Annotated in this window: 8 protein-coding genes; all 8 read right to left on the bottom strand. The window is 42.9% G+C overall.

The features are described 5' to 3' along the window. Positions 1 to 1,859: fibronectin type III domain-containing protein (locus FHS57_RS27920; protein ID WP_183979486.1), on the bottom strand; the 1,859-nt coding region annotated here is incomplete at its 3' end. A gap of 49 nt (positions 1,860 to 1,908) precedes the next feature. Further along, positions 1,909 to 3,966 (bottom strand): fibronectin type III domain-containing protein, encoded by a 2,058-nt coding sequence (locus tag FHS57_RS27925; RefSeq protein WP_183979487.1) that lies wholly within the window; start codon positions 3,964 to 3,966, stop codon positions 1,909 to 1,911. Next, complete coding sequence (locus FHS57_RS27930) at positions 3,963 to 10,343, bottom strand: hypothetical protein (protein WP_183979488.1); 6,381 nt, start codon at positions 10,341 to 10,343, stop codon at positions 3,963 to 3,965. The genes FHS57_RS27925 and FHS57_RS27930 overlap by 4 nt, the downstream gene beginning before the upstream one ends. A gap of 13 nt (positions 10,344 to 10,356) precedes the next feature. Further along, entirely contained in the window at positions 10,357 to 12,063 is a 1,707-nt protein-coding gene (locus tag FHS57_RS27935) for a hypothetical protein (protein ID WP_183979489.1), read from the bottom strand. 374 nt (positions 12,064 to 12,437) lie between these two features. Then, positions 12,438 to 12,941, bottom strand: a complete 504-nt coding sequence (locus FHS57_RS27940) for a hypothetical protein (RefSeq protein WP_183979491.1) — start codon at positions 12,939 to 12,941, stop codon at positions 12,438 to 12,440. 49 nt (positions 12,942 to 12,990) lie between these two features. Continuing rightward, on the bottom strand, positions 12,991 to 13,374 hold the full coding sequence (locus tag FHS57_RS27945) for an ester cyclase (protein ID WP_183979493.1): 384 nt from the start codon (positions 13,372 to 13,374) through the stop codon (positions 12,991 to 12,993). Positions 13,375 to 13,484: 110 nt separating this feature from the next. Next, complete coding sequence (locus tag FHS57_RS27950; protein WP_183979495.1) at positions 13,485 to 14,336, bottom strand: helix-turn-helix domain-containing protein; 852 nt, start codon at positions 14,334 to 14,336, stop codon at positions 13,485 to 13,487. After that, positions 14,333 to 15,280 (bottom strand): NAD(P)-dependent alcohol dehydrogenase, encoded by a 948-nt coding sequence (locus FHS57_RS27955; RefSeq protein ID WP_183979497.1) that lies wholly within the window; start codon positions 15,278 to 15,280, stop codon positions 14,333 to 14,335. Before FHS57_RS27955 ends, FHS57_RS27950 begins: the two co-directional genes overlap by 4 nt. Positions 15,281 to 15,285 lie beyond the last annotated feature (5 nt).

Here is a 15,285-nt window from a genome sequence, read left to right on the forward strand (position 1 = left end):
TCAATCTCAAAAACCACTTCGTTGTCCGAATTATCTACCCACTTCAAATCTATCTGACTACTGCTTACCACCGTCAACGACAAATCACTCGGCGACTTGGGTACTGACACGGGCGGAGACAACGTTATCGGATCTATCACGTTGCTATAATCAGAAAATCCAAAGGTATTTTTGGCTCGAACTCGGTAGTAATACTGAGTAGAAGGGGTCAAGCCTTTATTTGAATAACTCATCACGTTGGCACTGATTTCGTCAATTTTGACAAACGTTGTTTTATCAGTACTACGTTCAATTTCAAAGCTTGTTTCATTGTCCGAATTATCCGTCCAAGACATATCAATTTGATTTGTACCTTGAAACGTTATCACTAATTTGCTTGGAGCAACTGGCTTGCCTGATGTCTTAATGCTGGTTCCATTCCACCCCGATGCACCTGTACAGTTTTTAGCTCTAATTCGTAAATAATAAACTGTATTTTCCTTCAACCCATTCAAAGAACCTGTCGTTACACCAACCCCAAACTTTGTTGATTGTGCTGCACTAAAATCCGCTTTTAAATCATACTCAAATTCAAAACTCTCTTCATTGTTCGAGTTATCGTTCCACTTAAATTTAATTTCACCTAGGTTATTTGTAGCAGTTGCTGATAACTCACTAGGAGCTGTTGGTAAGGGAGGTATTAAATCTGTTTTATTAAGCTCCCAATCTGAATTTCCCCCCGAATTTTTTGAACGAACTTGTACATAGAAAGTCTTACAAGGAATCAATCCCGAAACGGTATAACTCGTAACATTTACCCCTACCGAAGCACTCTTACCGTACGCAGGCGTATCGCCCCATTCGATGTCGAATCCTGTTTCATTGGATGAATTGTCTTTCCAAGTTACCGTTACTTGCGTGCCATCAGCACTTGCTTGCAAAGAAGGAATACTTGGTTTCGCAGGCGCGGAAACATCTGTGGTGGCCGAAACAATATTTGACCAGCCAGACGCATACTGAGTCTTGTTAACGGTTGTCTTGGCCCGTACTTGGATGTAATAGGTACTTCCCGAAGTTAAGTTAATAATTTTAGAAGAGGTTTTAGAAGCATCTAACTCCACTGATTCCACTCCTCTGGCAAACGCTTTGTCAGTAGAATACCTTATTTCGTACAAATCAGCCGCTTTAACGGCGTTCCAAGAAATGCCAATGGAGGTTTCGGCCTTGCCAGTTATGGCCAATCCTGTCGGGATAGCAGGCGTTGGATCTAGTGTTTTGGCTTGGGTAACGCTCCAGTCAGAATAATTTAAGGCAGCTGGAGTCGTCTGTTTGCTCACCCGAACTCGAATGAAATAGTTCGTATTGGGTAACAGCCCTGTTAAAGAATAGCTTCGCGAACTCGTTAAGGGAGGGGTAACTGGGTTGGAAAAATTAGCATTGTTGGCATACTGTAACTCAAATTGCCCAGAGGTCAGGTTACTCGTCCACGCCACGTTAATTTGGGTAGCCGAAATTACGACGGGCGTACTCAACACAGGAGCAGTTGAGAGCGTCCAGCCTGTAATCAATGCCGTTGGAGTGCTATTTTTCCCGCTGAGCACCGCGTAAATTCGGTATTGGAATTGAGTATTGGGCGGCAGACTGGTATCGACAAACGCCCTGTCGGTGCTTTTGGGCTCACTTACTTTTGTGTAAGTATTACCGTCTAACGGTTTTCGCTCAATTAGAAATTTATCGACGTTTTTACCATCGTGCGTCCACGCGAGGCTTACCGTAGAGGTGGTTGTCTCGCTGACTTTAAAATCGGTGGGAGCTACTTGGGCATAACATTGTATGCAAATAGCTAGGCTTATCAAAAGCCAAATAAATGTCTTTGACATGGTATTTGATATTTATTTTTTAGGAAGTCTGTATTCCTTATAAAATCTACTACAACATTTTAACTTCTACAGCGGCACTAAATGGACTTTCTTGACCATCTGAAAACAATACCTTGAGCACATACTTGTACCTATCTGATTGAAGCGGCTTGTCTACAAATTGGCTTTCTGATGCTTTTGCAAATCCAATCAAATGATACCCTTGCTTGGTCTCAGCTCGATAAATGGCGATACGATACTGTGTACGTTGAGGGTACAACCAAGTAAGCAAATTCAGCTTACTCTCCTTATTATACGTCACTTTTAGGACAGGTGCTTCAGCCGTCCATGAACGGGGTAATCGTTTGGCTGTTTTAGTGATTGATGGCTCAGAAACCAAGCCATTATCATCAACTACTTGAATGAAATATTCAAAAACTGATTCCGACTGGAGCTTATCCACAAAAACTTCAGGTGATTTAAAGCTTTTAACTTTTACCCACTCTCTCCCCGATTCTCGGCGGTACAGTTGGTATTCTACGACATCATTGCTTGGGCTACGTTGCCATCGAATTGTCACTGTATTGTCTTCTTTTACAGCAACTTCTGTTATAAGCGGGGCTACAGGTCTGATTATATCGGGGCGCTTGGCAGGGGCTGATGCCGAAAATTCAGAGATATTAAAATGTTTATCTACGGCTACAACCTTGTAATAAACATTCTTGGTCAATGATTGAAGTGTAATCGTATCCTTGAATACCGTATCCGCGACCATCCGTTTGGTAATTTGCGAAAACTCGTGGTCTGGGTCATTGGCAAAATATACATAGTACCCTTGTACATCCATCTCAATATTACGTTTCCAAGTAAGTGTAACGGTACCCGCTTTATTGGCTTTATCGGTGATTACTTTGGCCATTAACCCCTTTGGAGCAGCAGGTGCTACGGTGTCGTTCATAGCCACATAAGCAGGAAAAGAAGCTCGCTCGTTCCCCGCCGTATCCACCGCCACTACCCTGTAGTGATTCGCCGCGGTTGGGTCTGCCTTGTAATCCACCACACGGGTTGAATCTTTCGACACAAACCTACCTACTTTTTCATATTGGCTAGATATATTTTTGGCCCGAGTCACCCAAAAACCCCTTAAATCACCCTCTTGCGCTGGCATTGCCCATTTGATTTCCACCCTTGTTCCTCCCAGATGCCTTGTCGATTGAATCTGAGGCTGGCTTGGGGGAGTTCGGTCTCGGCCCATGGCCATGATAAACGTTGGTGCAGTCACCAGCTCACCAAATGGGGTTATTCCTATCAGTTTGTACAAGCAAGGGCGGTAGTTTTGAGTAAGTGAATCTTTGAAATAAGCTATTTTTAAGGCTTTATTTGAATACATAATAGGTGATGTAGAAATCCGCTTGTAGGTCTTTCCATCCTCAGATTTTTCTACATGATAAAGCACAAAATCTTTCAGGTACGAAGCCGCAGGCCAAGTGAGTAAGACTGTTTTTTCGAGCTCTTCTTTTTGCAAATTAGGAGGAAGTCTGCGGGTCGTATTTCGGGCGGCATTAATGACTACATAAGCTGTATCTGCCTTATTTTCAACTTGAAAGCCAGCAGTAGCTGAATAAATTCGATAGACGTAGGTTTTTGATTTTTCAAAATTTGAATCGGTATAACCAAGACCCATTTTTTGGGCTGTCTTAAAAGATTTAAACGCAATGAGGCTGGCCGTAAGATGCCTCATAGTGAGCTGACTAGCCTCTTGTTGACCCAATTTATTATCAATGGAAGTAGTAACAGGATCTCCGTTGATTATTTTAGCCGCTGCCTTATCTTCGACCGAGTTAGGTGTTGAAAACGTTGGGCGAAGTGGCTGGGCTGTTAATCGTTTGAAAACAAGAGCTTTGCCTTTGACTACTTCGGCGCGTTCTACCACATACCCAGCAGAATTATTCGCTACCCAATCTGTTGCTTCAATAGGCATCCAACGTAGTCGAACGGTGTCGTTTTTGACCTGTCGCCATACTGACAGCGTACTCTTGGGAATGTTTTTGGGTACCACAACTCCCTTCTGCGCAACACTTACAAAGGCCATACAAAGCCCACAAATGAAGATGAATATGGTTTTCATGGATTAGTTTTGAGCTTTAAACTATTGTTGAATCGAGTTACAATTGTAAGTGATTGAGTGAGTATCTCTTGTTGTTTTTTAAGAATTGCTTCCATGCCTTCATATCGGACTTGGGCAGTAAACGTAGCACGGTCGTTCATGCTAAAATTAGATTGTAGTCCCTGTGCACTTGGCTGTGCAATTGAACTAGTCTGGTTAGTACTAACACTACTATTTATTCCTCTATTTTTAACTACGTTTCCATCTAAAACAGGGTATCTGTAGTCAAATGTAAAGGCATAGTCCCCCGCCGTAGGAGCTGTGATTAGTTCAGGGGCTGCGTATCGTATGAATTCGTTGTAGTCAAATTCAATTCCCATCTTTCCATTTTGGTAAGCAACGTCCAAGTACTGAGCTGTAGAAGTTGAAAAGGGGGGATTGGAGACCCTACCCTCATTAAATTCCGTCTGAAGGATGTATTTCATTTGAACGTGCCATGGCGTATTGAGAGGAACTTTCGTTGTTGAAATAAACCGATCAACCGACGCATTGACGTAGCGATTCTTATACACTGGATTCAAGAAATCGGTACCTATTTCAAAACTATCCCAATCTTCATCCAGCATAAACGTTTTAGTAAACACATAAGAATCAGGACTTTGATGATAACTTGGAGATGGTTTCAAGGTAGCCATCTTATCGGCAAAGGTGTTGAACTTTGACGTATGAAACACCAAACGATACACTTGTGTCACTACTGTCTCGACTGGAATGGCTGTTGGTGTTCTATTGGTACTAGGTTTGCTTGGCTGAGTTAATTCTTGTTGGGTGTTTTTACCAACTGACTGGTTTGTCTTGATTTCATGATGTTTGGTGTAAAACTCAATCCTTACATCTGTATCATTAGGTAATTGTGGGGTTGTGTACTCAATGGCAGCTTCTACATCATTGATATTTTTGTACCTAAACGTCCCTTCACCTATGAGCTCATTGTTAGCATAGATTTTAGTCGTCAAATCACTGGCAGCGAGCGCTTTTAGCTCAGAAAATTGCTTACCCAAAACCAAAAATTTCTGTCCATGACTTTGTAAAAAATATTTCTGATTGACGGCAGGATACGCAAACTTGATGTCAGACGGATTCAACGTATAACTAATGGGCACAATTTTAAATTGTTGCACTTTGATATACTCCGTAGAGCCCCCATCTTGATAAGTAGGCTTTTCTTGCCAAGTCCCATCTCCTATTTTTTCTTTAACCCCTAACACAATTCTAAATGTTAGGACAGAACCTATAGGGAGAGAGTTAGTAGGCGCAAGCCAATAGTTTTCTTCCGTTTGTGAAACTGACACAAAGCGCGTTGGAATTTCTTCACCGCTTCCTTTTGATACTTTTACTGATTTGACAAACCATACCCTTTTCAAAATAGTGCCATCAGGCTTTCTAAGTGTCCAACTTTGAGAAATTGGTTTGTTGTAAAATACCGTTATAGCTTGCGTAGGTTCCAGCGATGGAAGGCTCTCGCCGCTGCTAAGTTGAGGTTTAATTGCCGCAATAACGGGCAATGAGTTCTCGCGGTCGTTAAACGAAGCTGTTTTATCAATACTACAAGGTTCTCCTAATTTAAAGTCTATGGCCAATCCCTGCGCTGCCACTTTATCCACAATTCTATCGGTTATACTTTTGGCTTCCTCATCAGATCCACTTACCCAATTCCATAGTCTATCTACCGTTTCTGCCCCTTTATCAACAAGAGTATAAATACCACCAGTAGCCAAACCTGCCGCAGCTTCCAGCGCAACCGTAAATGATTCTTTGTCTAGTTCCAATTGGCCTTGCACCCACGTTGGATTTGGGCCACCAAAAGTAGCAACCGCCATTAGTGAAATAGATGCTAACTTTACCGATTCGCTGTCAGTAACGATGATTAGTTGCCCATCAGCGAAGCCATATACTTGACCAGTCGCATAGTAATTATTAATACCGAAGTCATCGGCACTTCGCCCGCATTGGGGCGTTAGGTAGCGCACCATCGCCAAGTCAAAACCCATCCCAAATGTAACAGATGCTGTAACTAACGGTGTTTCAACGCCGATACTCCCACCCAAGTAGGCACCAAAAGCCAATCCTGTACCACTCGACGCCTGAGGGTCAAAAGCAGGGCGATGATTCGTTAAATAGGCCCTAATTGACTCAGGAAAATTTAGCGGAGGTAATTCCATTACTTGCCCAATGCCGTACGTGCCCATACAGAAATACACTCCCGACCGAAGATCTCCTACTTCTGGAATGATCAATGATACTTGAGCATAGCGCCCCATTCCGTTCAAATCGTTGTGATACAACCCTCGATTGGAACTACCCCACGGATTACCAAGATAGACATACCAGTTCCCTTGCCCAAAATACATTACTAAACGTCCAGCTCTATCATTGGGGCCTTCGGTTCCTTTCACCACATTTCCAACATTGACATACACATTGCACTGACCAGCTAAAATATTTTGAGTAAAATCGTAGGTGAGACTCACATCGGCCGCCAACTTAATGGGGTCAGAGATGGCAATGGCATTTTCTGGAACTGGGCCAGGTATTTTTAAGAACCTTACGGCACCTCCTACAGTAAAGGTAAGAGGAGCAAGATCTGTCGTGAGTCCAGCTTCAAAAGTCATGACCCCGTTAAGACTATACCCCTGCGAAGCTGCTTCTTTTACCATGACTCCCAGTCCTATTCCTAACGCATCTTTGGAAGGTACCAAAGGTGGAGGTAAACAAGCCCCATTGGCCGTACTTTGATTTAGCCTAGCTGCAAAACTAGCAGCATTGGGTTGTTTTTTCATATTATACCAAAAACCACCTGCAAAACCATCTATTGCAATGGGAGTTTGCGGAATTAGGATATTGAGCCCTTTGATAAAGCCTTCTATATAAAAATAGCGAAAGGCTTCTCTATTGTTTTTGACAGAGCCAAACATCCCTTGTACTTGCCCCATGATGGGGGCGGGGATTTTCATTTCTAAGGTAATACAACCTCTAAAGCCATTGCCAAAAGTAGCGTCGTTTTTAATAAAATCAAGCGAGCCACTTATGTGCGAAACTGACACATCGGTATCTATGGATATTTTCTTGAAGTCAACTGCCAAATCAAGCGTGGGTTCAAATTCGGGGCTCAATTTGGTCGTTAAATCAAGCCCCGTAGTTAGGCCAAAGCCCGCGCCTTCTTTGAGATTGAGAACTACGTCAAAACCAAACCCAAACCGAATTCCGTCGGCCGCCAATTCAAAGATAGGACGAAACTTTTCGACCGAAATTGGAAACCCACCTGCCTTGGAATCGTCGTCGGAGGAGGCACCACCAACAAATTTTTGAGGGCTTGCAAACGAAACGTTCAGACTATCAGTAACAATTTTAGAACCATCGAAATAGAAGTTCTCAAAACTAATCCCTGGCATTGTCACGCCTTCGTCTTCTGCTACTATTGAAAGTTTACCGTTTAGTTTGAACAAGAGCAATTTATCGGGGTCATCAAAGTGTCCTTCTGAGTTAAAATCGATGCTACACCCTGCACCTAATGTAAATACCGTCCTAAGTTTTTCAATTTTCAAATCAACGTTTTCGGGCAAACTAAGCTTAAATGCAATGGGTAGATCGTCAGAAAGCGCATCAGAGACCTGATCAGGAATATCACGGATATCGGTCGCTGGCTGACGTAAAAAGTCAAGCATATCCAAACGATAAGGAAACGCACTTCCTTTGTCAAACAGCTTAAAGTGAAGTTTTCCGTTGAGGTTAATCGCCGTAAATTCTCCGCCTAACATCTGCATGTTCAAGGTATCTATTGAAACTCCAAAGTTGGCTAGTTTACCTCCGCCTTCAATCGTCATAATGTTTCGGACATGCGCGTCAAAAGCAATGCCTCTTCCTTTAAATCCAATTAAAAGGCCATCTATTTCGGCCGATGGAGACTGGGTACCGCTACCGACTTTGAATTGCTTCGGTAGCTGTACAGTGGCTTTTTTAACAAAAATACCAGTCCATGTATTTTGCAAACTTGCGTCTGAAGCAATCCCATTTCTAAGGACAGCGGGGATAGACTCCCAGCCTTCTGGGTTTTTTAGGGTAGATAAATCGAGCGCAACTTGATTTAATGAAAAGCCCCATTGAGGTACATCTTTGAACGTAAAGGGCGTAGTTACGTCAGATGTAAAAATCAGATTATCGAAGTTATCCACCGCTTCCCCATTAAACGCAATCGTTACTGCGCCTTTCGCTGGTGCTTTCGGTATAAATGTCATGGTGTCTAACTTAACTTCCCCAGAGACTTTAATGGTTTTGAAATTCCCATTATCTAAGGTTAAGAAGGTTACCTGGTCGTTAGGCTGGTCACTCCCCGACCCTTTTAAAATGAGTTTGTGGTTATCGGGCAACGAAAAGCTCAAATCACCGCCTAAATAAAAGGTCGATTGAGCCAATGAAAGTTGTCTAGGTGAGAAACAGACGTTTAGGGCTCCAAAATAAAGTCGATTGTTGATACCTGCTATATATGGTGTTTCTACTACCAGAGTGGCCGTCGCTTTCCTCGGCGTAAAAGTCATCCCAAATACACCAATACGTAAGGGCTCACTACCTGCGTTACCACTGTATCCAATTGGCAAGCCTGTTTCAAAATCTTCGTTTGCTAATTGCTGTAGGCTTCGGTCAATGTTTCGTATTGTTCCAAAAGCGCTTTGAGCAGCATTAGCCGCTTGGTTGGCAGACACATCTAGCACGTTAGCGGCTTGATTTGCCGTCGAAACTGCCGAGTGAACTGCCGTTTGGGTATCATTGATAATTTGGCTAGTTGTATTAGCTGTTTCTGATATGCCATAAAGTATTCTTGAAATATCGTTTGGCAAGGGGAGCTGGCTTGCACCTCCTGTGGCATTCTCAACCACATTTGTTGCCGTTTGCGCTTGATTGGCTATATTATCGGTTGTATTATTGACCGTGCTTCCTGCTTGGTTTACCTCTTCTTTAATGGTAGCAGTGGCTTGGAGTACTTGCGGTTTCACCGCCTGAAAAGCGCTATAGAGGGCGGCGATAGGCCCACTCTCAGGATACGATTCATCTTTCAACCCTTCTGCAAAGCCATCTATGGCTACTAGCACATTATTGCTAAACCTATTCACTTTTAGTCCAACCAGTTTCACTTTAAACTTGGCTGCAAAAACTGGTATTCTTACTAATCCCGTTCCATTAAACACCTCTCCTTCTTTGTTTGCTTGCGTTATTGTCACCTTGAAGCACCCTACATATACTTCATCCCCACCGCTAAGTGAAGTCGCAGGCGTTCCTCCTGTTGGTATTTGTATTTCGTTACAATTACCATTGAGGCAATTGAAGGGCAAATTAGGGTCTTCTTCATTTGCGGTTAAGCCAGTGTAAGGTTTAGTTTCCTTTTCACCGTAGGTAAAATTAATCGCTTGACTATTCCCATTGTTGGGAAGAGAGCCATCAATCGCCGAATTTGTGCTTGCTTTTATCCAAATAGCATACTGATGGCCTAATTCGAGAGGTTTACTAAATTCTTGCGCCAATAAATTGACAATCTGTGTGGGATTACCTGTCCCCGTAATACTTGATTTTACAATAAAGTTACCATCGTTTCGGTCTTGTAGTGTAGCTTGAACTTGATTGGGGTCTAAAACTCCATCAGGCATTTCGACAATAAATAAAGTATAATTGAAATTGGCAGTAATCACCGAGTTCAGCTCAAATACGGGAGGTGTAAAGGCCACTTGAAACGGCATATTTGGGCCTTGTAGTGGCGTTATTTCATTACAAAACGGGCAAAGTTGGCCATTAATACTATTAATAAGGGGAGGGTTAAACTGCTGAAAGGAGATGTCAGCACAGCCTGTATTACTGAGGGCATTGGTATTTTGTTGATTGAGTGTCTCTGCACGTAATCTCAAACAGAGTTTATAGTTACCAGAGGGGATTTGTCCGTCAGGGTTTCCTAGAAGAAAATCTCGAAGCGTTTGGCCATCGTTCGTAATGAAACTATCCTCATAGAACAAATCCTGTAATTCTTGAACTGTATAGGTTTTTGTACCTGCTATCGTACCAGCTGGCCCTAATACCCCTCCCGATGGAAGTGCATTAGGATTGGTTAAAATCTTAAAATTCGTTGACGGTGATGACATCTCTGCTTCAATTTGAAAGGGCTGGTTGACAGACGTTAAATTGGTCAAAGTAAGAATCATTTGTCCACTGCTTGCCAAGTCTTGCAGCTCAGAAAGTCGGGAAAGGGGGCGTTGGGTTGCCACCGAAAAAGTAACAGATACCGCTTGTCCGAAAAGAGAAATCGGAATCATTAAAAGGAGAATAACTAACCACTGTTCGAATATCTTTTTCATGGGTTGTATCCTGTTAAAATCGAATGCCATAACTAAGCGTGCTCCTGATTTCGCTGAAATTGCGATACGTTGTAGCGTTTTGTTGAATACCATATTGGTTGTAGAGGTAATTGACCCCTACCGACACACTCTGTTTTTTGTATAAGTGCGATAGGTTTAACCCAGTGTTTGTCATAAAGCCATCGGCAATATCATTCGTTTTTCGAAACTGACTGTTATGATTTAGAGATGCCCGAATTTTATATTTTATCAGTTCTTTACTCAGCATGAAAGCAGGGCCAATATTTACTAATTTTCGCCCTCCTGTTTCGATTGAGACATAGCTAACAGACACGTTACTGCTGAATTTTTGAGGAATCAAAAAGTAACTATAATTCACCACCCCAATCATCGACGAAGCCCCTGCGTATTGACGGGTAAATGCGTTTTGGTCGTTTGTATTCTGGTACGTTGCCGTAATTCCAAACGATTGCTGACTAATTTTGCTTCCAAGTGAGTAATTTACCGTTGCATTGTACGAGGTATTCACGACACTCACCGCCAACGAATCATTGAAAAAATCGCCCATACCTCGGCTTTGACCTACCCCAAAGTTGGAATAATTGAGCCCAATCGTCAGGCGTTTGATGGGGTTCATAGAAAGGTTGACCGAGCTAACATTTCGGTGAGTTGTTGCCCCTTTTTTGCCGTTCAAGTTATCGTGTGAGCGACCTACCGCTCCGTTGATGATCAATTTATTTTTGAAAAGCATAAACGTGGGCGAAATGGTTACCTGTTCTACATCATTTTGAAAATAGTAAGCTCCTAGCGATTGATAATCAGGATCTACCCGCTGGTAGATTGCCCGTATAGCCCCTTGTTTGAAGCGAAGCCCTAATGCTGCGGTACCCGCCGTAAAAAAGTTAGAGGAAGCGTTTACGGCAACTATATCCAGCAGTTTATCTTGCCAAGGCTCAGGATTTTCAACGTCTCTTTTTAGGGAATTTCGGGTAAGTAAACTTGCCCCCACGTCGAGGTCGAAAGTTAATTTTTGTTTAAAAAAGCCAAAGTGATTTTTAAGCCCAACGGCTAGGTTTTCCATGGGTAATACTCTTGATTTCAGCGAAGGCGCATTGATGGAGCCAATAACATCTTTGGCCTTGAATACGCTAAAATCAACATACGATTTTTGAGACCCTACGCCTATTTTTGCCGCCCAGCCTATTCGCTGATAGACAGGCCGAATGTATTGATAACGAACATCTTGACCCGACGCATTTTCATTGATTGCCCGCGCAAACTGCCCATAGACAAATCCCAATCGAACGTTTTTAGGAGTGTATTCAACTCCTGCCCCCAAAAAATTGGCTCCGCCCAAAGTGTAATCCGAAAAACGAACGTTTCGGTACCCCAAATGGAGTTTTAAAGATTTATAATAGGGGCTTACTCCGTATTGATTGAAAGGCTGCGAAAAACGGCGCTCCTGCTCACTCACTACCAACGTAAAGGGGAACGTCATCCCTAACCACTTCACGATGGGAGTACCCGTCAGGTACCACGTAAAGGGTTGGCGGCGACTGGCAATGCCGTTGGCATGGTACATTTGCACATTGGCAGTAAGTGAGCCCCTGATTTCAAACGCCTTAGGAGACATTTTCCCTAAGTTTTGGGCATTTACTGACAAAAAGCACACCATGACCATCCCCGTTAAGAATGTTGTTAGCGTAGATATTGGCTTCATAGTTGTACGCCAGCTAATCCATTATTTTTTTGAGCATGGGCAATAAGCGCCAGTCCGTACACCAAAAGGATACAGGTAAATCTTTTCATGTTTTTCTATTTTATTCTAAAATTAGCCCCTCATTGGTTATCAACGATTGTACATATACGTAAACCTGTTTTTATTCTTTGTCAACCTTACTTTGTCTTTATTTGTATTTAATGATTCAAAGGTCTCTAAAATTGCGTTTTCTTTCCCCCCCCAAATTTGGTAGTAAGCTTGGTTTCTCTCTAGCGACGATACAAATTTCCGACTTAACCCTTTTTTTATACTCATGGTTTTCCATGAAATCGACTCATTGAAAACCATGAATTTATCTGAAGTAGTTACTACATTTAAAAGGTAACCACCCAATTGACGGTAAACTCCCCTCCTAGTGTCACGGCATTGAGTAAAATATCAGAAGTACCTTTTCCAGTAATGCGCGCAAAACGCCCCGTTCCACGGGTGATGGGTTCGGTCACTTTAATGGCTAACACTGTCGGGGTTGCCGTGGGGGCTCCTTGCGCAGTCCCTCCCAATTCAATGGTGTTGCCCGATTTGTCGGTGTAAGTCGTTACAAATTCTGTCCCTGTCAATTTGCTATAATCAAACTTAAACTTCGAATTAAAATTTACGTCCCCTATCGTAGTCAACGTACCCGTACCTACCACCTCAATGGTGGCTATGATGGGCTGTTTGGTGGAGGGATCTACCGTTATTGGCACTACGTTTTTGGTCGTGAAAGTAATTTTTCCCGTGATGTTGCCATTTTCTACTTCGTAGAGGTCTTCCTTTTTACAAGCATTTAAAAAAGTGAGGGCGCACGCAAACAGCGCAATGAATTTGAGCCTTTTCATTGTGTAGAGTAGTTTTAAAGTGAATAAAGAAGAAAATTCTAATCGTTTCTCAGGACGGTGTTCGTAAAATTCCCAACTGCTCAAAAAGCAACATTTGATCGCTGAGCGGAAACACCTCCACAATTCGATTATTTCGAACTCGGTACCGTACCATCATCGGTATTTCCACCGTTTTATACGTGGGCGGAACCCCATACATCTCACCTCGGTGCTCGCCCCTAAAAATCCCCTCCACAATCACGTCGTCACCCTCAGCCGTAATGGATTCTATAAAGATATGATAACCAGGAAAACCTTTGTCGTGCAACAATACGCCTTTGATGTAATTTTCAGCATCCGTAAACTCTCGTAAAACAGCCTCTGTCTTAATTCTTCCCGAAAGTTTTGAGGCCAACTGCAAGACAAGTTTTTTATTTTTTTCCGCTTTTTCCATCTTTTTGTGGTGGTTTTAGGTTAGTACAAAGGTAGGGGCTTTCATCTTTAGCCATTAGTAGCCGTTTTTCAAAGATTTACACTATTGTTTCACCCTACCTTTGGCTTGTGTTATTGTTTCATTTTTTGTTGACGCCACTCAGTTGGGCTACAGCCCGTTTGCTCTTTAAAACAATGGGTAAAATAACTCAGCTCCCCAAACCCTACTTTATAAGCAATGTCTCCAATCCCCATTTGTGTGCTTTGGAGTAGTTCCTGTGCTTTACCTATTCGTACGTATCGGATGTAGTTAGCCGTCGAATACTGCGTCAGTTTTTTTATTTTTCTAAACAATTGAGCTTTGCTTAATCCCAACTGAATTTGGAGGAACTCCCCCGTTAATTCATCTTTATCCAAATGTTGGTAAATCAATTGATTCACCTGTTCTAAAAAGGCTTGTTCTTGGGTTTCGGGAATGGCCCTGAGCTGTTGCAAAGCAAACGAATCCGTGGCCACCGATTCAAATCGGCGTTTGAAGTTAATGGAGTAAAACGCATCGTCGAGCTTCTCGTTTGTTGGTGGCCGAAACTGCTCAATAATCGTGTTATCTTTTTTGTCTTCCAACATTACTTTTACAAACACAACCGTGGCATGTACCTGTGCATTGTCCAAGTGCACTATTTTTTGCTCATGAGCCGAGAGCAAAAGATTGGGATTGAAGTAAATCTTGGGTATTTGAAGCGCCAACCGAAGCTCAACTTGCTGATTTTCAACCTCCGTGCTTGCATCAAGGTGCAAATGAGCATCATCAAAAAAATACAAACTTCGGATGACAAAAGACGTAAAAGTAGGTAGCACCTCTTCGAGAGAGGTGCCAATTTTTAAAGCAATAGCGTCTGAGCAGGTAAGTCGATTGCGTCGTAAGGCCGCAATGGGAGCAAACGCACGACTCAAATTTTGCAATAACTCTTTGATGTCAATCATCCGACTTTAATCACTAATTTACCGCGTACGTGCCCTGCTTCTACGTTGGTGGTGGCTTCGTAGATACTTTCTAAGCCGCTGTATATTTTGTCCAAATGCAGCCGAAGTTTCCCCTCTTTTACTTGGTTAGTAACCCAAGCTAAATCGCTGGTTGTGAGCTTTAGCATCAACAAAGCCATTTTTTTTGAACGAAACGGGTTCAGCGCCACCTGCAAAAACTTAGCTGGTCCAGGCACCGAGTTAACAAATACACCTCCTTTTTTGAGTGCTTGCCGTGCCTCCTTGAACGTATATCTATCGACAATATCTATAATGAGGTCGTATGCTTCTGTCTCCTCAAAAGGGTTTTGAACGGTGTAATCTATGACTTCGTCGGCCCCTAGTCCTTTCACAAACTCAAAGTTAGAGGCTCGACAAACGCCCGTTACGCTCGCGCCCATCTGTTTGGCTAGTTGTACGGCCAAATGCCCCAACGCCCCCGCTGCGCCCAAAATCATCACTCGTTGTCCCGATTTAAGTTTACCTAAGTCGCGCAAGCAACTCAAGGCCGATGCGCCTGCAATCGGTAAAGCCGACGCGGTTTCAAAACTCAACTCGGCAGGTTTGGGTATCAGTTGGTCCGTTTTAGCAACGACGTACTCCGCATACGGCCCCGATTGCTTAAAAGGGTCAATGGCTCCCATCACTTTATCACCCACTTTAAAAGCCTGTACTGCATCGCCCACCGCCACGACCTCGCCCGCAAAATCAACCCCCATGAGCATGGGGAGTTTGCGCCTAACAAACATTTTTGCTTCTCCTTTTCTGATTTTCAGCTCAAGGGGAGAAATTGTAAAAGCCTTTACTTTCACCAGCACTTCGCCTGCGGCAGGAACGGGTGTAGGTACTTCATCAATTTTTAGGGCGGAAAGGCCGCCGTAGTTTTGTAGTAAAATCGCTTTCATAAGAG

The organism is Runella defluvii, assembly GCF_014195535.1.
GTDB classification, from domain to species: Bacteria; Bacteroidota; Bacteroidia; order Cytophagales; family Spirosomataceae; genus Runella; species Runella defluvii.

Bases quoted from the DNA above. Each gene is read 5' to 3' on its own strand.
- FHS57_RS27925 (WP_183979487.1), bottom strand. From the start codon at position 3,966: ATGAAAACCATATTCATCTTCATTTGTGGGCTTTGTATGGCCTTTGTA.
- FHS57_RS27930 (WP_183979488.1), bottom strand. From the start codon at position 10,343: ATGAAAAAGATATTCGAACAGTGGTTAGTTATTCTCCTTTTAATGATT.
- FHS57_RS27935 (WP_183979489.1), bottom strand. From the start codon at position 12,063: ATGAAGCCAATATCTACGCTAACAACATTCTTAACGGGGATGGTCATG.
- FHS57_RS27940 (WP_183979491.1), bottom strand. From the start codon at position 12,941: ATGAAAAGGCTCAAATTCATTGCGCTGTTTGCGTGCGCCCTCACTTTT.
- FHS57_RS27945 (WP_183979493.1), bottom strand. From the start codon at position 13,374: ATGGAAAAAGCGGAAAAAAATAAAAAACTTGTCTTGCAGTTGGCCTCA.
- FHS57_RS27950 (WP_183979495.1), bottom strand. From the start codon at position 14,336: ATGATTGACATCAAAGAGTTATTGCAAAATTTGAGTCGTGCGTTTGCT.
- FHS57_RS27955 (WP_183979497.1), bottom strand. From the start codon at position 15,280: ATGAAAGCGATTTTACTACAAAACTACGGCGGCCTTTCCGCCCTAAAA.